At 48.6% G+C, this 22,408-nt stretch carries 18 protein-coding genes, 2 tRNA genes and 1 riboswitch; of the genes, 3 read left to right on the top strand and 17 right to left on the bottom strand.

Annotated elements, in window-relative coordinates; all coding sequences use genetic code 11:
* Nucleotides 1-24: 24 nt before the first annotated feature.
* The 7 genes from BN3656_RS09000 to nifS form a co-directional block, all read right to left on the bottom strand.
* A complete protein-coding gene (locus BN3656_RS09000) occupies nucleotides 25-2,754 on the bottom strand; it encodes a TetM/TetW/TetO/TetS family tetracycline resistance ribosomal protection protein (protein WP_066546913.1) in 2,730 nt (909 codons plus the stop codon).
* Nucleotides 2,751-3,569 (bottom strand): SseB family protein, encoded by an 819-nt coding sequence (locus BN3656_RS08995; protein WP_066546911.1) that lies wholly within the window; start codon nucleotides 3,567-3,569, stop codon nucleotides 2,751-2,753. Before BN3656_RS08995 ends, BN3656_RS09000 begins: the two co-directional genes overlap by 4 nt.
* 138 nt (nucleotides 3,570-3,707) lie before the next feature.
* Entirely contained in the window at nucleotides 3,708-4,544 is an 837-nt protein-coding gene (locus tag BN3656_RS08990; RefSeq protein ID WP_066546905.1) for a DUF6612 family protein, read from the bottom strand.
* Nucleotides 4,545-4,700: 156 nt separating this feature from the next.
* The gene (locus tag BN3656_RS08985) at nucleotides 4,701-5,783 is read right to left on the bottom strand and encodes an N-acetylmuramoyl-L-alanine amidase (RefSeq protein WP_066546903.1); all 1,083 of its coding nucleotides are present in this window, start codon (nucleotides 5,781-5,783) and stop codon (nucleotides 4,701-4,703) included.
* Nucleotides 5,780-6,856: a tRNA 2-thiouridine(34) synthase MnmA gene (mnmA, locus tag BN3656_RS08980; protein ID WP_081422916.1), complete on the bottom strand. Its 1,077-nt coding sequence runs from the start codon at nucleotides 6,854-6,856 to the stop codon at nucleotides 5,780-5,782. The genes BN3656_RS08985 and mnmA overlap by 4 nt, the downstream gene beginning before the upstream one ends.
* The gene (nifU, locus tag BN3656_RS08975) at nucleotides 6,853-7,290 is read right to left on the bottom strand and encodes a Fe-S cluster assembly scaffold protein NifU (protein WP_066546899.1); all 438 of its coding nucleotides are present in this window, start codon (nucleotides 7,288-7,290) and stop codon (nucleotides 6,853-6,855) included. The genes mnmA and nifU overlap by 4 nt, the downstream gene beginning before the upstream one ends.
* Nucleotides 7,291-7,322: 32 nt before the next feature.
* Nucleotides 7,323-8,507, bottom strand: coding sequence for a cysteine desulfurase NifS (gene nifS / locus BN3656_RS08970; RefSeq protein ID WP_066546896.1), 1,185 nt, complete (start codon nucleotides 8,505-8,507; stop codon nucleotides 7,323-7,325).
* A gap of 156 nt (nucleotides 8,508-8,663) precedes the next feature.
* Between nifS and BN3656_RS08965 the strand changes: the two genes are divergently transcribed.
* A complete protein-coding gene (locus BN3656_RS08965) occupies nucleotides 8,664-10,244 on the top strand; it encodes an oligosaccharide flippase family protein (protein ID WP_066546893.1) in 1,581 nt (526 codons plus the stop codon).
* 74 nt (nucleotides 10,245-10,318) lie between these two features.
* Here BN3656_RS08965 and BN3656_RS08960 read toward each other — a convergent pair whose 3' ends face one another.
* The 3 genes from BN3656_RS08960 to BN3656_RS08950 all read right to left on the bottom strand — a co-directional run bounded on the left by BN3656_RS08960 (nucleotide 10,319) and on the right by BN3656_RS08950 (nucleotide 12,306).
* Nucleotides 10,319-11,170 carry a sugar phosphate isomerase/epimerase family protein gene (locus tag BN3656_RS08960; RefSeq protein WP_066546891.1) on the bottom strand — a complete coding sequence of 284 codons (852 nt, stop codon included), beginning with the start codon at nucleotides 11,168-11,170 and terminating at the stop codon, nucleotides 10,319-10,321.
* A 14-nt stretch (nucleotides 11,171-11,184) separates the two neighbouring features.
* Nucleotides 11,185-11,754 carry a folate family ECF transporter S component gene (locus tag BN3656_RS08955; protein ID WP_066546889.1) on the bottom strand — a complete coding sequence of 190 codons (570 nt, stop codon included), beginning with the start codon at nucleotides 11,752-11,754 and terminating at the stop codon, nucleotides 11,185-11,187.
* 72 nt (nucleotides 11,755-11,826) lie between these two features.
* Nucleotides 11,827-11,943: riboswitch (THF riboswitch) on the bottom strand.
* A 132-nt stretch (nucleotides 11,944-12,075) separates the two neighbouring features.
* The gene (locus BN3656_RS08950; RefSeq protein ID WP_066546886.1) at nucleotides 12,076-12,306 is read right to left on the bottom strand and encodes an HPr family phosphocarrier protein; all 231 of its coding nucleotides are present in this window, start codon (nucleotides 12,304-12,306) and stop codon (nucleotides 12,076-12,078) included.
* Nucleotides 12,307-12,587: 281 nt separating this feature from the next.
* Here BN3656_RS08950 and BN3656_RS08945 point away from each other — a divergent pair, with 281 nt between their 5' ends.
* On the top strand, nucleotides 12,588-14,135 hold the full coding sequence (locus BN3656_RS08945) for a response regulator (RefSeq protein WP_066546883.1): 1,548 nt from the start codon (nucleotides 12,588-12,590) through the stop codon (nucleotides 14,133-14,135).
* Nucleotides 14,135-15,979 (top strand): histidine kinase, encoded by a 1,845-nt coding sequence (locus tag BN3656_RS08940; protein WP_066546881.1) that lies wholly within the window; start codon nucleotides 14,135-14,137, stop codon nucleotides 15,977-15,979. The genes BN3656_RS08945 and BN3656_RS08940 overlap by 1 nt, the downstream gene beginning before the upstream one ends.
* Nucleotides 15,980-16,232: 253 nt before the next feature.
* On the opposite strand, the gene BN3656_RS08935 is transcribed toward BN3656_RS08940, so the two are convergent.
* The 7 genes from BN3656_RS08935 to BN3656_RS08905 all read right to left on the bottom strand — a co-directional run bounded on the left by BN3656_RS08935 (nucleotide 16,233) and on the right by BN3656_RS08905 (nucleotide 22,246).
* Nucleotides 16,233-17,108, bottom strand: a complete 876-nt coding sequence (locus BN3656_RS08935) for a MerR family transcriptional regulator (protein ID WP_066546878.1) — start codon at nucleotides 17,106-17,108, stop codon at nucleotides 16,233-16,235.
* A gap of 145 nt (nucleotides 17,109-17,253) precedes the next feature.
* Nucleotides 17,254-17,337 (bottom strand) — tRNA-Leu (locus tag BN3656_RS08930).
* A 3-nt stretch (nucleotides 17,338-17,340) separates the two neighbouring features.
* Nucleotides 17,341-17,424: transfer RNA gene (locus BN3656_RS08925), tRNA-Leu, on the bottom strand.
* Between the two features lie 100 nt (nucleotides 17,425-17,524).
* A complete protein-coding gene (locus BN3656_RS08920; protein ID WP_066546876.1) occupies nucleotides 17,525-18,658 on the bottom strand; it encodes a hypothetical protein in 1,134 nt (377 codons plus the stop codon).
* On the bottom strand, nucleotides 18,655-19,842 hold the full coding sequence (locus BN3656_RS08915; protein ID WP_066546873.1) for an ABC transporter permease: 1,188 nt from the start codon (nucleotides 19,840-19,842) through the stop codon (nucleotides 18,655-18,657). Before BN3656_RS08915 ends, BN3656_RS08920 begins: the two co-directional genes overlap by 4 nt.
* A 13-nt stretch (nucleotides 19,843-19,855) precedes the next feature.
* Nucleotides 19,856-21,493 carry a hypothetical protein gene (locus BN3656_RS08910; RefSeq protein ID WP_066546871.1) on the bottom strand — a complete coding sequence of 546 codons (1,638 nt, stop codon included), beginning with the start codon at nucleotides 21,491-21,493 and terminating at the stop codon, nucleotides 19,856-19,858.
* 81 nt (nucleotides 21,494-21,574) lie between these two features.
* Complete coding sequence (locus BN3656_RS08905; protein ID WP_066546869.1) at nucleotides 21,575-22,246, bottom strand: ATP-binding cassette domain-containing protein; 672 nt, start codon at nucleotides 22,244-22,246, stop codon at nucleotides 21,575-21,577.
* Between the last annotated feature and the right edge of the window lie 162 nt (nucleotides 22,247-22,408).

Genomic DNA, 22,408 nt, shown 5'->3' with positions numbered 1-22,408 from the left:
GAATATGTACGTCTGAGGCGCACACTACTCCTGTGTTTTTGTTTCCTTTCGTCCCAGCCGGATCTCTTCCAGATAATCATTCAGCTCTTTATCTGCTCCCTGAAACAGGTAATGTTTGCCAGGTGCTCCCAGGCGTTTTTTTTCCTCGCGGATCAGCTGCTCCGTCCACTCAATATCCTCTCTCAAATCTTTTGCAGACATCAGGCGGCAGCCCTGTCCGTAAATGATCAGCTGCTCTAAACCGTCTGAGGTAGCCACGGTCACGCTGTACTTCCGCCCAATGCGGTGAGCCAGCTTTTCAATATATTGATCCGCTGTTTCCGCCTCTTTGGTGTATACTACATGGATGTTGTTGTAGTCCAGCGCTTCCCCTGTATTCCCTGAAACCTTGTAAGCGTCAAATACCAGGATCAGCGTACATTTCTTATAGCCCTGATAATTGCACAGAATATCCATCAAACGGTGGCGGGCGCCCTCAATGGTCGTTTTCGACAGCTCCCTGAGTTCCTCCCAGGCGAAAATAATATTATAGCCGTCCACAAGAAGGTACTCTGTTTCTTCCTCTTTTTTTTCTTCCGGCTTTCTTTTCTTTTCACTGGCAAAAACCCGGCTTCTCGCTCCCTCCTGGCCAGGATTTTTCCGGCGTACCGGGCCGAAGGTGCGCTCGAAAATAGCTTCCAGCTCCTTATCATCCGTCCAGGAGCCTCCTGCACCGCCCAAAACACGGCCCGGCTCCGAACCGTTGGAACGGACATCCGCGGCAGATACTTTCCTTTCAGCCTCATTCTCCGCCTGTTTCTTCTTTAAAGGACTTTCCAGATGCATATAGTCCTCCACCTGATCCCAGGGTACCACAAAACCGGCTCCATGGGAGCAGAATACAGAACCGGTTGGATTTTCCAGGTCTGCCTCCGGATCATATCCTGCCTGGCCGATGATCTCCTCCTCATTGTGGCAGGGCTCATAATCCCTGTACCACAAGGACAGCCGTCCTCTTCCCTTTGTATAGGCAGTGACCTCTCTCTGATAATCCCTCAGATTCACCACCGGCCCTTTTCCTGTAAGAACCGCCATATCCCCTTCGGTTTCCGGAGGATCAAATACGCCGTTTTTCCGCTCTATATCTGCCATTGCCCGTCCCAGATTCTCCGCAGGAATCTCCATACGGAACCCATAATACGGCTCCAGCAGGCGGCATTTTCCCGCACGCAGCCCCTGGCGCAGAGCCCGGTACGTCGCCTGGCGGAAATCCCCTCCCTCTGTGTGCTTAATATGGGCCCGTCCGGTTAAAAGGGTAATCCGCATATCCGTAATCTCAGCCCCTGTAAGAACGCCTCTGTGACGTTTTTCCTCCAGATGGGTCAGCACCAGTCTCTGCCAGTTCCGGTCCAGCACATCCTCGCTGCAGACCGTATCAAACTGCAGGCCGCTTCCCGGTTCCCCAGGCTCCAGAAGAAGGTGCACCTCCGCATAATGGCGCAGAGGTTCAAAATGGCCCACGCCCTCTATGGGCTCCAGGATTGTTTCCTTATACACGATATTTCCCGTGCCGAACTCTGCCTCAAGACCATATCGCTCACGGATCAGCGTTTTTAAAATCTCGATCTGTACTTCGCCCATAACCTGAGCCTTGATCTCACCGGTCGCCTCTTCCCAGAGGATGTGAAGCTCCGGCTCCTCCTCCTCCAGCTGGCGCAAATCCCGGAGGCTTTTATGCACATCCGTACCTTCCGGAAGAAGAATGCGATAGGTCAGCACCGGTTCCAGTACCGGAAGCTCAGAAGCGGCCTCTGCTCCCAGCCCCTGTCCCGGAGCAGAGGAAAGAAGGCCGGTAACTGCGCAGACCGTACCTGTCTGCGCCTCCTGAACCGTCTCATACTTTGATCCGGAATAAATCCGGATCTGATTGACCTTTTCTTCCCCGATCAGCGCATCCTTCACACAAAGGACTCCTCCGGTAACCTTTAAATGGGTCAGACGGTTTCCCTGGCTGTCTCTGGATATTTTATAGATTTTGGCACCAAAAGAAGAGCTTCCCTTCGGAGCCCGGACAATTTCAAAAAGCCCCCTTAAAAAGCTCTCGATCCCCTTCATCTTAAGGGCTGATCCGAAAAATACAGGAAAAAGCTTCCGGCCGGCTGTCATGCGGATAATCTCCTCCCTGCCAATCTCTCCTGTCTCCAGATATGTTTCCAGCACCGCCTCATCACAGACCGCCAGGTTCTCTGCAAAGCTCTCCCTCTCGTCTGTTCCGGGATTCCATTCTCCCCCATCTGCCTGCCAGCCTCCGAAATCCACACAGCCCTCATCCAGACGATCCTTTAGCTCTGCCATCAGGCGCTCCTTATCCGTACCCGCCTGATCCATTTTGTTGACAAACAAAACGGCCGGAATCTGATAGCGCTTTAGCAGCCTCCACAGCGTTTCCGTATGGCCCTGGATGCCGTCCGCTCCATTGATCACCAGAACGGCATAGTCCAGGATCTGAAGGGTGCGCTCCATTTCTGCTGAAAAATCCACATGGCCCGGCGTATCCATAAGGGTCACTTCCGTATCGCCCATAGAAAAAACGGCCTGTTTGGAGAAAATGGTAATCCCTCTGGCCCGCTCCAGCTCAAAGGTATCTAAAAACGCATCCCTGTCGTCCACTCTCCCCAGCCTGCGGATGGCTCCGGCGCCGTAAAGGATAGCCTCCGACAGGGTAGTCTTTCCGGCGTCTACATGGGCCAACAGACCTACAACTGTTTTTTTCATGCCTGCTCAGGCACAGCCTCAGCCGCAGGTGCTTCCGGTCTCTGAACCCCCGGACGGTTTACAGTCAAAGGAAGGTTTACTCCCAGCACATTTAAAATAATGCCGCCTGCTTCAGCCGCCAGTACGGTAGGCACCTTTTCCGCCTCCACCACAACCGGGCGCAGCTTATTGTCGCGGTTAAATTTCTGGAACTCCAGAATATCTGTAAAAGCAGGCTGGAACAGCTGTCCGTCCTTCATCTTTACAAGAGGAATCCCCTTCTCCTCTTTCTGAATGGCAAAAATATAGCTGCCCTTGCGGAAATCGGCTGTCAGCTCCTCATTGAGCTCTTTGATCCGTTCTGCCCGCGCCTCTGCTTCTGCCTCAGCTGCCGGCCGTCTCATCTCCTGAGCCAGATAGATGGCAGTCAGATGAAGGGATGGATTTTCCACCCACACGGTTCCCTGGGGCATATCATCCGGAGACTTGCGCTTTACAATATCTCCTACCTGCATGGAAGCCTTTTCCCCGTTCATCTCCACGATCAGGGCATTCACGCCCATAGCATAAAGACTGGTAAAAAATACCAGCATATCCTTACCGTTTACCTTTGCAACGGAAACAGGGATCTTCTGCTCTGCGAGGCCGGCTGCTGCTGTTTTTGCCTCCTCCTCATTTAAGTATAAGAATACCTCGTCATCAAAGGTTTCCGGATCACATACCACATACGGTTCCCTTGTGCACAGGGAAATCAGTACAAAAATATCAGCGTCATGTCCCAGCCGGGTAAGAAGCTCCTTCTTTACAGCTGCAACGGTGTTTTGCGTATCACTCATTTTCATTTTCTCCTTATCAACACATTCTTGTAAAATTGTACCACATTCCGCAAAAGGGTGCAATTAGTTCAGGAAAAAGAACCGGCGCTTTTGGTCTGCGCCGGTTCTTCATAACCTGCTTTTAAATTTCCTGTCTTTTTACTGTTGCTCTGCCTGTACAGCCTCTGCGATCAGAGTTTCAAAATCCTGATATGCCTCCGGATCAGGAACTGTGGGAACCTCTACGGGCTGGCCCGGGTCTGCGATGCCGATATCGCCGTCCAGCTTCATGGTGATGCTTTCACCATCTGCTTCCATTGCCATATCCATCTTCATGCGCATCTTAATGCAGTTTCCTGCCGGATCAATCACATATTCATAGATCACATCGCCCATGGTAATGCCTGCCGTATCTAACAGTCCGCTCATGCCGGTAGAACTCATCACCATCTGGAAATATTCATTCATCTGGTCGGCTTCAGCCACAAAGCCGATCACCTTATTTTCTCCCTCATCCCATAAACGGAAATTGGATAAATAATTCTCAAACTCATCCTCAAAGGCCATAGCGGATGCCATGCTCTGCTCCATCATAGTTCCTATATCCATAGGCATCTTTACCTTCTGTCCCATGGAATCCTGATAGTAGCAGCCGTCCTGATAATATGCGGAAATGATCATCGGTTCTTCCATGCCGTCCATAGTCGTACGGGAATACATCATGTAGCGCATCTGCTGAGGCTCTGTCATATGGTTCATCTTCATATTCATTTCCATACGCAGATTCATGGCATCTACGCCTGTATCCTCCAGGATACTGCCTCCGATGGAAATCTTAAAATCAGCAAAGGCGTTCATGTCTGTAATGGATTTCTGAGTTTCGGATACCTGGTGATAAAGAGCTTTTGCATCCTCAGAATTATCTGCGTAGGCGGTCATAGGGCAAAGCAGCGCGGCTGATAGCAGGACAGCAAAGAAACGTTTCATTTTTCTCATAGCGTAACCTCCTCGGTAAAGAAATTCCTCTTAAATTGTCACTGATGATACTGCTATTGTACTCCAAAACAGCTCTGCTGTCCATGTAAAACGCAAATATATTTCTTACGATTTCATCTTTTCTCTTAAGAATTCTGATATTTTTTCATCTGTTCCCTATCCGGCAAAATACTGGTCTATACCGGCTGCCAGGCCATCCGCCAGCTGTTTTAACGCGGCCTGGGAATGGTCAGAGGCCTTATCTCCCAATTCAATGTCCACAGACGGAACGGTAGAATAGGAGGTCTGGGTCAGATCCATCTCCATGGAGCCGCCGGAAAAGATCTTAACCCCCTTTTCCTTTAACCCCGCAACCAGGCTTTCTCCCAGCGCGTTGTGCTTCTGCCAGTTTGATTTTACCGGCTCCATATTCCGGTAAGCGGCATTGTTTGGAACACTCATGTAAAAGGCTCCTTTATTGCTGGAGGTGGAATCCCAGTGAAGCGCAATGTGGCAGTCGCTGGCATTATTGGCGATAAGTGTTCTGGCGATATTATCCAGCTGGACATCCTCTGTTTCACGGATCATCAGCACATCATAGCCCTTTGCCAGCAGCCTATCCTTTAAAATGAGCGCCATGGAAAGGGTAACGCTGCTCTCAGGCGTACCGTCGTCAAAGGTCATGCCGCCGGATACCGCCGCGGCTGTCACAGCTCCCGCTCCCGTAGTGCCTCCTGTGACCTTGGGGCTGCCGTCTGGATGACACTGAGTCTTTACAGAAGCGCCTCCTTTGGTACCATGACCTGCATTGACGCAGATGGTAAGGTTCTTTCTCTCTGCCGTCTGGCTCTGATAGAGAACCGCCGTTCCGGAGGTAATCTTTGCAAACTCTGCATAATCCCAGTTCGGATCCAATAAAACCTGCCTGCCATTTTCAGCTATGGCGCCGCCCTCTGTATTTACATAAACCCGATCGGAAACCGTTTCAAATTCCGGCACTGCAGCCCGTGTTCTGGACTGGGAGCGGCCGGAAATATCCGCTCCGGTCTCCGTCTGTTTGGATGTCCAAACTTCTGCAGCAGCGTGTACTTCTCCATCAGCCTGCGCCTCTGTACTGGCCTGTGCCCGCAGTTCTTCACTGGACTCATACTCTGAACAGCCTGATAAAATAAGCGCGGCCATTGCAGCGGCTAAAACACCTCTCTTCCAGAAAAACATTCGGACTGTTTTTGCGCGTTCTGCTCCGCCCCTCTGCCTCATAGGATAGTTCCTCCTCCCACTACATAGCCATTTTCATAAAATACCACAGCCTGTCCCGGAGCCGCAGCCCGTACAGGCTCATCGAACCTGCATTCTACCTCTCCATTTTCTATTTCGCGGATAGTGCACATAGCTCCGCCGTGATTGTAGCGGATTTTGGCCTTCACTCTCGTCTCTCTGCCGTGAAGCCCGTCCACAGCCATCCAGTTGAGCCTATTGCAGCGCACGGTACTGGTAAATACATCCTGACTGTCCCCGATCACCACCTCGTTTGTCTCCGGACGCAGGGCCGTGACAAAGACCGGATGGCCCATAGCCAGATTTAAGCCCTTTCTCTGGCCGACCGTATAATGGGTAATGCCCTTATGGCGGCCGATCACATTTCCCTTAAGATCTACAAAATTTCCGGGCTTTGATTCTTTGCCTGTATAATTCTCAATAAAGGAGGCATGGTCGTGATCCGGAATAAAACAGATTTCCTGGCTGTCCGGCTTGGATGCCACCGGAAGGCCCAGCTTCTGGGCCATCTGGCGGATCTCATCCTTTGTGTAATCTCCTACCGGCATCAATGTCCTTGACAGCTGATCCTGGGTCAGATTATAAAGGGCATAGGTCTGATCCTTTGCCGCCGTCACAGAGGTTTCAAGGGCAAAACGGCCGTTTTCCAGCTTTGCAATCCTTGCATAATGGCCTGTTGCAATGCAGTCTGCCCCGATCGCAAGGCTTCTCTGCAGCAGGGACTCCCATTTCACATAGCGGTTGCAGGCGATACATGGATTGGGGGTACGGCCCGCCAGATACTCCTGGGCAAAATAATCCATTACCCTGCACTTAAATTCCTCTTTAAAATTCATAACATAATAAGGGATACCCAGTTCCATGGCGACTCTGCGGGCGTCATCTACTGCGCTCAAACCGCAGCAGCCTCCCTCTGCCTCCTGGACCTCGGTATCCTCATCCTGCCATATCTGCATGGTTACTCCGATCACATCATAACCCTGCTCCTTTAACAGCCAGGCTGCCACGGAGGAATCGACTCCTCCGGACATGCCTACTACAACTTTTTTGCTCAATAGTCTTCCTCTTCTTCCTCTTCTTCGATATTATCCTTGGGCTTTTCCAGACCCTCAATGGTAATACCGTTTTTCTGTGCATAATCCCAGAGGGCGGCGTGAATGGCCTCCTCTGCTAACAATGAACAGTGTACCTTAACAGGAGGCAGTCCGTCAAGTGCTTCCATCACAGCTTTATTTGTAACCTGCATGGCTTCCTGCACCGTTTTTCCCTTTACAAGCTCTGTTGCCATGCTGCTGGTTGCTACGGCAGCTCCGCAGCCAAAGGTTTTAAACTTTACATCCCGGATGATCTGGTTTTCGTCAATATCCAGATAAATACGCATGATGTCGCCGCACTTGGGATTTCCCACCGTTCCTACGCCGCTTGGATTCTCAAGCTCTCCTACGTTTCTGGGATGTTCAAAATGATCCATTACTTTTTCTGTATACATCGTCTCTTCTCCTTGTTCGTCATTTTCGCCCTTTAACGGCTGTGTTTTCTCATATAATCCTCATACAGAGGGGAAAGCTCTCTTAAATATGCTACGATTTCCTTAATCTTATCTGCTGTTATATCCATTTCCTCCATGGTATTTTCCTCACTTAAGGTCAGACGCAGAGAGCCGTGGGCAATCTCATGGGGAAGACCAATGGCAAGAAGCACATGGGAAGGATCTAAGGAGCCTGAGGTACAGGCCGATCCGCTGGAACCGCAGATTCCGGCCATATCCAGCTTGATCAAAAGGGACTCACCCTCAATAAACTGGAAGGCAAAATTGATATTATTCGGCAGACGGCTGGTACGGGAACCGTTGATCCGGGTAAAGGGAACCTCCCGCAGTACCTTTTCCATAAGATACTCCCGCATCTCAACTTCCTTTTTGGTCCGCTCTTCCATCTCATCCATGGCAAGCTGAACCGCTTTTCCAAAGCCCACAATGCCTGGAACATTTTCCGTTCCCGCCCTGCGTCTGCGCTCCTGGGCTCCGCCGTGGATAAAGGAACGGATCTTTACGCCCTTTCGGATATACAGAAAGCCGATTCCCTTGGGGCCGTTTATCTTGTGGCCGCTGGCGCTGAGCATGTCGATGTTGTACTCGTCCGCTGAAATGGGCACATGGCCGTATGCCTGTACCGCATCGGTATGAAACAGGATACCGTGCTCCTTTGCAATGGCTCCGATCTCCTTAATCGGCTCAATGGTTCCGATCTCATTGTTTGCAAACATGATAGAAATAAGAATGGTATCCGGGCGGATGGCCTTTTTCAGCTCATCCAGCTTTACTACGCCATTTTCATCCACATCCAGATAAGTGACCTCATACCCTCTTTTTTCCAGATATTCACAGGTATGAAGGATGGCATGATGTTCAATTTTACTTGTGATAATGTGCTTCCCCTTGGCTTCATAAGCCTCTGCCGCAGCCACCAGGGCCCAGTTATCCGCTTCGCTTCCTCCTGCTGTGAAATAGATTTCATTGCTCTTTACTCCCAGGGAGTCTGCTATGATCTCTCTGGCTTTTGTTACAGCCTCTTTGCTTTTTGCTGAAAATGTATATACAGAGGAAGGATTTCCATAGAATTCTGTAAAATAGGGAAGCATGGCCTCTACTACCTCAGGACGGGTCTTTGTGGTTGCCGCATTATCAAGATATATCATTTTTTCCATATTAAAACGCTCCGCCTTTCTGTTTCTTTCATTCTGTCCTTACTATACCATAGTATTCCTACAATTTCAATAGGAATACTATAAAATAATTCGGTTCTGATATTCTTATTCTTTTCATATAGTAATAATAATTTTCCGGTTTCGGAGGCCCCGACCATGTTCCAGCTGACTCCCCGCAAAAAAGCCTTTCTTACCGGCACCCTTCTTCTGACCTTTACCGGCCTGATCTGCCGGATTCTGGGATTCTTCTACCGGATCTATCTCTCCCGGACCATTGGGGCGGAAGGTCTGGGACTTTATCAGATGGTACACCCGCTTTTTGGCATCTGCTTTGCACTCTGCGCCGGTTCCCTCCAGACCGCACTAAGCCAATATGTGGCTGCCCGTCAATCTCAGGGCAAAAAGGCTCTTATGGCTGCCCTGTCCGTATCTCTAAGCCTTTCTGTCCTCTTAGCCTGGCTCATCACTTCCTTCCGCACTCCCCTGGCCCGGTATGTGCTTTTAGAGCCCCGATGTGCTCCATTTCTTCCTGTTATCGCTCTGTCCGTTCCTTTCTGCGCCCTTCACGCCTGTATTAACGGATACTATTATGGAATGCAGAAAACAAGGGTTCCTGCTCTTTCCCAGGTGGCTGAACAGGGAATACGCATGGTGACTGTGTGGCTGATCGTCTGTGTTTGGACAGAAAAAGGCCGGCCTGTTACGGTAGATCTGGCTTTTTACGGCCATCTGGCTGGTGAAATGGCCTCTGCTCTCTTTACCCTTATGTGTCTGGGAGCATTTCCGCCCCGGTCTGAAAAACGTCCTGCTCCAGGATTCCAGAATCTTCCCCCTTTGTCACAGGATCCTTATCCGTCTTCCCCCGAGACGGAACACTCCTTTGGGACGGAACACTCCTTTTTTCAGGTACTGTCCTCTCTTTTAATCCTGGCTCTGCCCCTGATGGGAAACCGTCTTGTATTAAATATCCTTGGAAGTGCGGAGGCCATCTGGATCCCGGACCGTTTAACCGCATTTGGCCTTTCAGATCCCCAGGCCCTGTCCCTTTACGGCGTCCTGACTAGCATGGCCATGCCCTTTATCTTCTTTCCCTCTGCCATCACAAATTCCATGGCAGTTTTGCTGCTCCCCTCAGCGGCAGAAGCCCAGTCGCGCGGAAATAAGGAGCGCATCTCTTCCATGCTGGCGCTTTCCATCCGCTGCAGCTGCTATATGGGAATCCTGTGCATCGGCATTTTTACCCGCTTTGGCAATACGCTGGGAACCAGCCTGTTTCACAACCAGCAGGCCGGAGCCTTTATCACCACCCTCTGCTGGCTCTGCCCCTTTATGTACCTTGCAACCACGCTGGGAAGCATACAGAACGGCCTCGGAAAAACCTCATCCACTTTTTTCCAGAATGTAGCCGCCATGATTCTTCGACTGCTCTTTGTCCTCTTTGCCATTCCCGCCTTTGGAATCCGGGGATATCTATGGGGGCTTCTGGCAAGCGAACTGGCTCTGGCTCTTATGTGCTGCTTAAGCCTTAACCGCATCGCCCCTATTGGCTGGGACGTTTTTTCCATGGTTGTAAAACCGGTGCTGATTCTTTTGATCGCGTTTGGAATCAATTTCGCCTTATGCGCTTTTATTCCCGCTCTGTCCTCCCTTCCTGTTTTTCTGAATGCTGCCGTGCAGATCGGCTTTATCAGCCTGGTGTATGGAGGGATGCTGGTGTTGTTTCACAAAAAGAAGTGAAAAATCCCGGCCAACTCTGCCCTTTCCAGCGCGCAGAATTGTCCGGGATCATCCGTCTGTTTCTATTCTTTTTATTATGCCCGGTCATAAATCTCCTGCAGGAAGGCCACATCGCTGTGGAAACGTTCTCTGCTGGAGTTTTCAAGCAGCACCGGGATATGAGTTTTTTTCTCCTTAATGAGCTTCATCAGAGGCTCATAGCAGAACAGGCCCTCGCCAACGTGCCTAAACAGCTGATTCTGGCCATCAAACACAAAGTCCTTCACATGAAGGGCGCTGATCCGGTCGCCGTAATACTCAAAAGCCTGGCGAACGACTCTTTCCTGAGCCTCAGGTGCCACCTCATCCGGATGGATCAGGTTCACACTGTCTAAAATTACCTCTACGTTCGGGGAATCAATGTCATCCAAAAATCGCTTCATCCGCGCCGGACTGTAAAGGGTATGGTCGAACACGCCCTCTACTCCTACGATCACTCCCAACTTCTCAGCAGCAGAGACAATCTCTCTCATGCTCTTTAACAGAAGCTGATAACCGTCCTCTGAATACGTTTCAGGAGTCACACGAAAATCCGAGGACAGACGGCCGGTTTCTGTTCCTACCATATCTGCTCCGATGATGCGGGCATATTTTAAATGTTCAATAAACCGGGCTACCTCTTTTTTGCGCAGCTCTTCTACAGGGTTAGTAGGGTTAATATAGCAGCCGAGAACAGCCACATGGATCTCGTTTTTATCCAGCTGTTCTTTAATGTAGCGGGCAAATCCAGGGTTGTAATGACCGGTGGTAAAGTCATAATTGCTGATGGATTTAGCAAAAGCAAGCTGGATCTGGTGCACTCCATTTTCCTTTGCCAGCTGGAACACCTTTTCCATCTCCATTTTTTCACACAGGTCATGGCAGCGCATACCGGTATTTAATTTCATGGCAACTCCTCCTTTTATAAACGGTTCTGATCCCTTCCGCCCAGGAACCTGAATATTCCTGCTGCTTCCAGGAGCTTTGCAATATGAAAGAAGATCAGGGAATCAATGGGCCACATGATAAGATTTTTAATCACTCTTGGCGGCAAAAGCACCATAAATGCCTTTCCGTAAAGCAGAGACAGGCACAGCGTATTAAGCAGTACATTACAAACCAGGCTCACAACAAGGTGAGCGGCAAATACTCGCCCCAGACTTAAGGGCTTTCTGTAATAGAAAGAACCGTAGATCACACCTGCCAGCATCGCCACAAGGGTAAAACCGGGAAAAAATCCGCCCACAGGCTTGATCATATATTTTAAAATATCAAGCGCCCCCGCAAATAGGCTTCCTGCCGCAGGACCAAACAGATAGTGGACCAGTTCATTTGGAATACCTGAAAAGCCAATACGGACAGACGGTCCCAGATCAATGCTTAATGACCCCAGCACGATAGCGATAGCCCCGAGCATGGCACAAACGGTAACGGTCCTTACCTCTTTTAACCGGCGGAAGGAACAGGTAAACAAAGTTGCTAATCTTGTCATAAAAAAATTACCTCCTTTGCAGACCTCTCAAACTACAATCGGAGATAATCAAACCCTTATGATCTTCTCTGATGCAGCGGGATGCGGCCCATGCACCGCAGAAGGATCGGCACAAAGCCGCTCCTTACTTTCGTCTGGCTGGCAACTCCCTGTCCAGCCGGCACTTAACGCGCATAAGCCTACTCTGCTTATTTATTTTTTCATACATAACTATACACGTTTTTGAAAGATATGCAAGTTTTTTTTAAGAAGCATAACACGCACTCAAACAAAATACGCCCATTCTGCTTATATTTAAACAGAACGGGCGCAAGCCTCCTATTATGCCGCATATCTGGAAATTTCTTCCATCAAATCTTCACAGGATTCATCTGTGTGAACAATCACCTCCACTGTCCTGGATTTGGCCAGAGCCAGCACACCTACGATTGACTTTGCATCTACGATCCTGCTTCCACATTTTACATCTGCATCATATTCATACCGATTCATAATTCGCACAAAATCAATGATCTGATCCGGCTGATTGAATTTAACTGCAACGCGCTTCATATTCATTACCTCCATCATCTGCGCAATACTCTCATCACAAAGAGCAGACATTTATAAAATTCATTGCCGGATACACGGGGATGACGCTTACGGTAAGCAATATCCGGCAATGCATGATAACATCTTATGTTTCATATGATAACAGCTGAAGTTGAAAAAAACCATGGTAAAATCCTTTCATTCGCTGTAATTTTTTTTGATTTCCATTGCATAAGTGAAGGCTTTCAAATAAAATAAAGGCAGAGCGATTGTTGAATCAAAAAATGGAGAACCTATATCCTATGAAATTACTGATTGCTGATGATGAAAAACTTACCCGTGAAGGTATATGCAGCCTGCTGGATCTGAAACAATACGGCATTACAGAGGTAATCCTGGCAGACGACGGGGTCAACGCCCTTACAGAGGCTAGAAAGCACCGCCCGGATATCCTGCTTACCGATGTGCGGATGCCCCGCATGACTGGGGTTGAGATGGCTTCTCTGTACCTGGAAGAGGCTCCGGATACAGCCGTCATCTTCATGAGTGCCTACTCAGACCGCGAATATCTGAAAGCGGCAATTAAACTGAAAGCTGTAAACTACATTGACAAACCGGCAGAAAAAAAAGAACTTGAAGATGCTATAAAGGAAGCAGCCGACCGTTTCCGTACCCTGAGAGCCGCAAAAGCCGGCGCTATGCTGGAAGAAAAGGATCTGCGCGGTCACCTTGCCTTAGCCCTGACCGATTCTGACAAACTAGAGGATGCCCTGGAACTGGCAGCCCGCGTTTCTCCGAAAGTCGAGACGGATTTCTGGTTTACCTGTGTGATCACAAGCTGTCTCACCCCCCTTTCCGAGCTTCCCTCAGAAGATCTGATCCAGGAAAATCAGCTTTTTTCTTCCTATTTGAAAAAACTGGGGATCGTGCGGATTCTGATGCCCAAGGCAGACCGCTATATCGTAAGCTTTCTGTGCAGTTCCAACCGCCAGGAACCAGAAACAGTCCGCGCTTTTACCAGCTTTCTCAAAGAGCGGATCACACCCTACTGCCGTTTTTTTATTGCATCAGGCCCCTCTGTACAGGGCATGGATCAGGCTGCATTTTCGTATAAAAGCGCCATGAGCCTATTAAGCGAAAGCTTTTATCATGATTACAATTCCATCTTAACACAAACACCTCCTGCCGGCTCTCTGCAGCCTGCCAAAGATCCCTTTGCAGACTTTACAGCAGCCCTTGCAGCCCAAAGAGAGCTGGAAGCACTAAAAGCCGCCGGAAACTTTTATAATGCTCTAAAAAACAGCCCTCCTCTTCCGGAAGCTCAGGTAAGAGACCGATATTTCAGATATCTGAACAAGCTGGATGAGATCAGTCTGGCTAATCACATTTCTCTGTGGAAAAGAGAAGGTATCGAATCAGAATCCATCTGGGAGGATGTAATAAGCTGCGCCACCTTAGGAGAGCTCCATAATTTTCTCTGCCACAGGATCAGGCACTATTTTCAATCCCTGATCTTTAATCAGTCCGAGCATCCGGTCGTCTTTCAGATCAAGGAATATATACGCCAGAATTTTGCGGTTCCTACCCTGTCTGTGCTGGATATCAGCCAGTATGCAAACCGCTCCTCCAGCTATATCTGCACTCTTTTTAAAAATGAAACCGGCCAGACGATCAACCAGTATCTGACCGATTACCGGATTAAAATGTCCAAGCAGTTTTTGAGCGATCCCAGATACCGGATCACGGACATCTCCGCAAAAGTCGGCTACAGCGACGGCAATTACTACAGCAAGGCCTTCCGCAAGATCGTAGGCCTTTCACCATCGGAATACAGGGAGAAAATACTCTGATGAAACGTCCCATAAAACAGTTTTTTCATTATTACATTTATGATATGAAGCTGAAAAAGAAACTGGCATTGTCCTTCGCCATCCTCTTTATGCTTCCCACGCTGACTGTGACCTTCTTTTTATTTACCCGGATTTTCCGCATTGTGTTAAATGACACGCTGCGCTCCGAAGAGGTCTTTCATTCCCAGTCCGCTCTTGCGGCAGAAAATCTTATGATCCATGTAGCTCATGCCTCTGATACACTCACCTATTCCCTTCCGATCCAGCGGCTCTTTTCCATCACAAAAAAACAGGCGCCCGGAGCCGCCCTGTCACGCACGCATCTGAACAATCTGTATCAGCTGGCAGATATGGCTGCGGAACCCTCTTTAATCCGCACCATACGGATTTATTACGATGACAGCTCCTATCCGCAGCTTGACATTTTAAATAACGGCCGCCAGCGCCTTTTTATCCCTCTCTCTGCAATAGACAGCGGATGGCTCGACCGTTTTGAGTCCTCTCCGGAGGACAGACTGTTGTGTGCAGCTCCGGATCTGTCGGAAAATGAAAAAAAATACTGCGGGAATCTGGCCTATCTGGTTCGGCTTAATTATCTTTCCGAAGATGAAAGGGCAGAAAAAGAAGCGGCTGCCTATGTGGCTGTTTATTTTTCCCGCAGTTCCATGCAGCAGCTGATCACACACACGCATTTGATCCAGGGAGAAATCAATTTTTTTATGAACGCCTCCGGTGAACCGATTGATATGAAAGACGAGCGGCTCTCCAGTTCCATTTCAAAAATCCCCCACTCATTATTTGAACAGTTAAAACAAAAAGAACAATTCATTCCGGCTGATCTGGACGGTTCTCCTGTATATGCGGCATCATTTTCCATCAATGGATCCGACTGGTATCTTATGTCTGTCATCCCCAGGCAAAGCCTAAAGGCAGCAGGCGTCTCTATGATCCTCCAATTTATTGCATTCTATGGCGTTATCTCCCTGTTGGCCCTGTTTCTGGCTTACCGCCTTTCAAAGTCCTTTGCAGACCGCATTATTCATGTTGCCCTGCAGATGGAAACCATCCGCTCTGGACGTCCCAGACCTCTTCTTCTGAAAAATGCCGGGAATGACGAAATCGGCATTCTTTCCGGTGCCTACAATTTTATGACTGCAGAGATCAATGAACTGCTAAACCAGAAGGAGCTTGCTGCCAAAGAACTGCAAAAGGCTGAATTTCGCGCCTTGCAGGCCCAGATCAATCCTCATTTTCTCTATAATACTCTGGATATGATCAACTGGCTGGCAAAATCTGGCCAGATCAGCCAGGTAAGCCAGGCAGTTCAGGCTCTCACCCGCTTTTACCGTCTGACGCTTGGACAAAAAGAGCTTTTCGGTACTATTGATGATGAAATTACCCATGTAACGCTTTATATGCAGCTTCAAAATATGCGTTACAATCATTGTGCCGATTTTATAGCAGATGTTCCTCCAGAGCTTGGCAGCCTGACGATCCCCAAACTGACCTTCCAGCCAATTGTGGAAAACGCCCTTCTGCACGGCATCTTAATGAAGGAAGAAAAAAAGGGCTGTATTCTTCTTACCGGCTGGCGCGAGGGAGAAGATGCAGTCCTTGTGATCAGCGATGACGGGGCCGGGATTGCGCCAGAAAAGCTGGATACGCTTTTAGACAGCCTCTCAGCAGATAATGGCTTAACTTCTCTCAGGCACATCGGCGTGTCCAACACCAATCTGCGTTTAAAAAGCCTTTACGGAGATGCCTACGGTCTTTCCTTTACCAGTACTCCCGGTCAGGGTACTGAGGTTACTGTACGCATTCCTGCCCGGCCGGTATCCCTTTAGCAGCGTCCTCAGCATCATCATTCACACTCAAAGCTACATTGTGAGCTGTTCCAATACCTCCGGTGCGAAAAGCTGAAACCGAAGCGCTGTTACTCCAATTATCACTGCTGCCATACACAAAAATGCCTCACACTTTTTTACTATCTTTTTCATTGTCAATTCCTCCTCATGTTTTAACATTGTCCGTATCATAGCACCAAAGGAATTAAGATAGCACTCAGGTGTGAGGCATTCGTACTAAAATTGTATTAAATTATCCTCTGAAATTTTTTCCGCAGCTGTAGTACAAAAAGCACAGATCTGCCAATAACACCACTGCCAGAACAAACAGTGCCATCCAGGTGAGCGGAGAGCCAAAATCCATCTGTTTGAAAATCCACAGATTAGAAGCAGCAAACAGAATGAGCGGAAGGGCTGCAATAGAAATCACGCGAAGCAGGCGGTATTTCCTTCTACTCATTCCTTCGGGCACATAGTCCTCCGGATGAACCAATTCACAGTGCACCACGATCCCAAATCTTGAAGAAGTTCTGTACGCTCTGTACTCCTTTCCATCCATCATAAAATGCGGCGACCTGCTTTTCTTTGTTATAATGATCGTTTTTCCATTCTCTTTTCCGTACTTTAACAGCTCTCTCTCAAAGGTATCTGGCTCATCACACCGGTCATCAGGCATAAAGGAAAACTCCCGGATTGCTTCTGATCTTACAACTCTAGCATAATCATTGACGAAATCCATAAATACTGATCCCCGCTTTTCCTCCTGTTCCATTTCTTCCAGATAAAGATCGGGGTCTACATCTGCAAGCTGATTTTCCTTTATCCTTCCGCAAAATTCCAGGGCTGCCGTCAATTCCTCCTTCTGGGACTGCAGGCGGCTGATCTGATCCCCAATGGCTTCTTCCAGAGAAATGTCCCCTTCAAACATCCGGCGGATTTCTCCTATGGGCATCCCCAGCTTGCGAAACAAACGTATAAGCTTTAAGCGGCTGATCTCCTCCTCTGAATACAAACGATATGAATTTTCTTTATCTCTTTTGGGAGCCAGCAGCCCCTGCTTTTCATAATACCGGATATTCTGACTGGTCACCTTTGTCAGTTCCTCTGCTTCTTTGATGGTTCGTGACATATACACTCCTCCTTACCCCTATGGCTTAGGGAAATATTCTTTATTTACACAGTAAGCATAAGGCTTATACCTGGTATAATGTCAAGATTTTTCCAACAAAAAAATCCGAAACTCAAGTTTCCTTAAGTTTCGGATCATCATCCAGTGCAGAAGAAGGGAGTCGAACCCTCAAGGTATTACTACCACACGGACCTGAACCGTGCGCGTCTGCCAATTCCGCCACTTCTGCATATGCGGGAGATGGGACTTGAACCCACACGAGCATACACCCACAAGATCCTTAGTCTTGCCTGTCTGCCAATTCCAGCACTCCCGCAGCACGTGTTATAATATAGCACAGACTTTTCGATTTGGCAATACCTTTTTTTCAATTTTTTCAATTTTTTTCAAAAATAATTTCAAAGGGTATTTTCTCCCTAAAAACACCTGAGATAATAGTACGGCAAAAAGAGTCTTCCAAGCTGCTCCATCCCCGGAATCCATCTCCCTGGATCTACAAACACCGGACAAAATAAAAGACTTCCTATGATAAAAAACGGAATCATACAGCAGAGAAGCTCCGGTGAACGCACAATCAGCTTTAGCCCAAAGGCAAATACCGTACAGCCACATCCATATAAAAGCAAAAGCCCCAGCTCTCTTCCCACAGCCCCAAAGCTTCCTCCCTCTGCCATGCCGCCCAGAAAAAGCGCACAAAAAACAGATAAACAGGCCAAGGCTCCGGGCGCTGCTGCAGCTGCCAGACGACAGGGCAGACGCAGTCCGATCCCCAAAGGCATAAACAATCCCCTTCTCTCGTCTTCTCCTGCCATCACGCCGCCGTAAAGAGACAGAATAAAAACCATGACGGCCCCCAGACCGCGAACCGGAAAAATACTGCCTGCTGCATCAGATTTGGGACTCTGTGTCTCCACCCCGTCCTCTGATCCTCCCCCTCCGTTCGTTTCATATATATATTGGAAATGAAACAGGCCCTCTTCCTGATTCCAACGGTCATACCTTTCTCCCGCTTCTTCTGCTGCTTTCGCTCTGGAGCTGCTGTTAACAGGCCCCATCCCTGCAAAAGCCTCCCCTTCTTCCACATAATCCATAAGCAGATTTCTGTTATAAAGAGCTGCCAGCTCTGAAAATACCGTTTCTGTAGAAATAGAGCCGGCTACCGTAGAAGGAGCCATATACAAACGAATTACCCGTCTCCACTGCTTTTGATCCAGCTTCTCTTCCAGCCCTGAATCAATCACATATCCGCACTCAGCTCTTCTGGACGCCACCTCATCCCGTACCTGGGCTTCATCCGAACAGATATAAAAATCAAACATCCCATCCTTCCTGTCTGCCAGGCGTTCTGCAAGTCTCCAGGCCAGCGATCGTTCAGATACATCCTCCTCTCCTGAAACGCTGACAGCAACTGGAATCTCCCCCTCTTCTTTATCTGAAAGCCTTCCGGCCACAAAGGCCGCCAACGGCATAAGAAGCAAAAGAAGAGAAAAAATCCCCTTTCTCAGGCAGCGTTTGCAGGAAAGAAGAAACCAGATAACTGCTCTTTTCATGCTTCTTTCACCTCCGCTGCAGCTGCAATCAGCCAGCCGCCCACCCCAAGAGCTGCAAGTTCCACTGCTGTAACCAGGCTCTCATTTCCTGTCACTGCCATCTTCACACCTTCCATCAGGATATGGGTAGGAAGAAATGGAGCAGCTCTTTGTATGCTTTCCGGCAAAAACACTTCCGGCAGAAAGCCTCCCGAAAGAAAATGAAATGCCGTCACCAGAAAAAACTGCAGAAAAATGCCGCCGATCCTACTTCCTGCGATCTGAAAAAGACACACACTAAAGGATGCCGCCCCCAGACAAACAAGAAATCCTGTAAGAATCGTATTTAATCCAATGGAAATCATTCCTGTCCAAGCAGCTGCCGCAGCAGCCAGAACGGAAATCACGCTCAAAAGCACCGATACTCCCAAAATACGGCTTCCCGCCGTCGTAAAAGGTCCGATCCCCATCAGAGACAGCTTCTGCCTCATAACAGCAGGCTCTCTCTTTAAAAGGTCAGATACCGAAATCACGGACAAAAGCAGCACCAGAACAAACGCACTTATTCCATAAAATACTGGAACAGATACATCCTTTGCCGCATTTACCATTACTTTTCTGAAATAATCCATTCTTGGAAGACTATAAGTTAAATAAATCTGATTCATATCCCGCTCAAATACCGCCATTTTATCTGTAAAACCGTACTCGGATAAAAGTTCATCACCACTGTAGATTCCGGCCTGCGCAGAACCCAGTATTTCTGCTCCCGCATCCGTCAGCTCCTTAAAAATGCGGCTTTCTGCTCCTGCATTTTCCGGCAGGATGACGATTACCGGGGTGTTTACACCACTCATAATATCCTGTATAAACCCATCCGGCATTTTAAGAACTGCAAACAGCTCGCCCTTTTTCAGCTTTTCACCGGTCGCTTCTTCCTCAATATAGGTAAAATCGCAGAGGCTTTTTACACTTTCCAGAGAGCTGACCATCCGCATGGCCTGCCCTGCCAGCGCATCTTCCTCAGGCAGAACAACTCCCACCGGAATCCGTTCCACAGCCTGTCCGCCGTAGAGCAGTTTGCCTGCCAAAAGGGCGGCTGCACCCATGAGTACCACAAGCACCGCCGCTCCTGCCAGAATATGAGGAAGCCGTTTTAATGCCCGCTTTAATTCCATTCCTGCATAGCACAGATATCCATGCATATTATCCTGTCCTTTAATTTCCTGTATCCATCTGGCCGCTGAGACTTATAAAGCTGAACAGCACCTCCATAAGCACGCTGTTCCACTCTTCCTCTCCTGCTGCCAATACATCCATGGTGTCACCCTCTAAAGGAACAACCTCCTCCGTCAGCGGTCTTATATAATATTCGCCGCTTAAAACAGCATTTCCCGTGTCTCCCATTGCAGAAACATCCAAAGAATCAAGAGTCAAATGAATATTCTTTCCCTTTTCCAGTTCATCCACAACACCCTGAGCTGAAAAACCTAAAAGTTCCATTCCATCCTGGGCCGCTGCTGCCTGGACATCAAAACCGCCTCCCTCGCTGTTATAGGAGCTGTCAAGGGTGATATCCCATTTTTCAGCTATCTCTCCCTGATTTTCTATGGAAAGCTCGAAACCGGATGTGAGTTCTTTCCCATCATAGGCGCCCTCTTTCACTGCCTCAATCTGTACAGATGCAGCCCCATTTTCCAGCACTGCCTGAGCGCTCATATTCTGAGTCGGATAAGCGCCTCCCTTTAATTCACAGCCAAACTGCAGCTGAACCGGTTCAGCTTCCGACCCAGTACTGTTAAAGGAAGTCGTTCCCTTTACAGATGCCAGACATCCTTCTTTATCCACGTAAACCGTCATGCTCACATCATTTAACGAGCTGTCTAAAAATGCGATCATCCCGTCAATTTCCGTTCTGGCCTCCTCATAGGTCTGCTCCTGCATCTCCTGAGCGGTAGGGAAATCCTGTCCTTCCATCTGCGCACCTGCCAGCTGGCTTAATTTCACGCTCAGTTCCAGACGCTTTAAGAAATCCTTCTTTAAAACCTCATCTTGAAGAAAGAAATCAGAGGAGGTTCTCAGAAAGTTGATCATCGCTTCCTTGCTGACTGTAACCTCATATCCCCTGCAGGCCTGCTCCTTTCCGTCTATGGTAAAAGAAGCCTTCTCTCCCTTTTCCACAGTGAGTGCTGCCTTAAAGTCATCTTCCGCCTTGCAGCCTTCCCGGTAGCGTTTCATAAGAGCCTTCAGATCAAAGGAAGCCGCCTGCCCCTCCTGCGTCTGTCTGGCCTGCTCTGCCAACAGCTCCATATACTCTGCCATCACCGACGCATCTACTCCACTCTGCTCAAGAGCCGATCCGAGCATAGGAGAATTTTTCAGCCGTTCTTCCAGTCCTTCTCCAAAATCCAGAGTAAAAACTTTTGGACTCAGTTCCGGCACAGCAGCCATAACTGTATCATCCCCATAATAAAGATCCAGATTTACCAGATCCATTCCATTGTAAATGATTCCCATATTGGCACTGACTTTATTGTTTTCCACATCGTTTTTCGCATCGATCCGCAGTCCGCTCCCTGCATAGGTATTTACCGCAGGCTCAGAGCAGCTGTCCAGCTTTAACATCAGCCCCGAATTCTGGCTGGCAGAAACCCCTGCCTTCGCAAACTCCGACAGGCCAAACAGTTCCTCCATAGGGTCGGTCTGTCCCTCTGTATAAACATTTTCAAAGGCCTGGATCACCGTTTCCTTTGGATCGCCGCCGGCCAGCCGGGTATAAGCAAATACCCCTCCGCCAACCACTGCCACTGCTGCCGCTCCTACTGCTGCCATTTTCATCTTTTTTGTCATTTCCATACACGTTTCCTCCATTATTAACAGCACACGCCAACGTGCGCCTTTTTGTTCTTCGCCAATCCTTTTATCTGTTTGCTGCCATTAAAAATAGTGGATCAGTTCCCTGGAGCTTAATCCTGCTTCAATCTCTTTCAGACATCTGTCCTTCATTACATACAGACGGTCACAAAGCGATAGCTCTTCCATTTCATGGGAAGTAAGGATCACCGTTTTACCTTCATTTACATAACCTTTCAAATATTGCCGGATGGACTCCTTACACTCCAGATCCAACGCTGCTCCAGGCTCATCCATAATAAGGACAGGCGCATTTCCCGACAGAGCACAGGCAATACTGAGGCGTTTTTTCATTCCTCCGGACAGCTTGCCCGCTCTCATCCCCAGCATAGCAGGGATTCCCAAAAGAGCCGCGGAACCCGTTTTAAGATCCTCATTCATCTGCTTTTTATTTCCCCTGTGCCACAGGAGGAGATTATCTCTTACCGTAAGCTCTTCCATAAGAGGATTTTCCTGCGGAACATACGCCACATTCCGGGCAAATACCGATGGATGGCCAAGAGCCTCTTCCCCGTCAATCTTTACACTTCCCCTATCGGCTTTCCTGGTTCCGGCCAGAATAGATAAAAGGGTCGTTTTTCCGCAGCCATTTGCTCCCACGACCCCTACGCAGCTTCCCCTTCCGGCAAAAAACTCTGCCTGCTCAATAATCCTGCGTTTTCCATATGATTTACAGATTCCGGACGCCCGCAGCATCTTCTTCCCCCCTTCGCCATCGCACGATGTAATTTTTGTGCATTTTTAACATTTAACCTGAATTATTCACGGAACAGTATCTGAATTGATAACAGTACCATGAATCTGAAAATTGATCCATGCAGCCATAACATCACTCAATTAACCCGTCAAAAGGGTATA

Source organism: Clostridium sp. AT4, assembly GCF_001517625.2.
In the GTDB taxonomy this organism is placed as follows: Bacteria; Bacillota; Clostridia; order Lachnospirales; family Lachnospiraceae; genus Enterocloster.
Note: the sequence above shows the minus strand (reverse complement) of the source record. Positions and strands in the feature narration are given on the sequence as shown.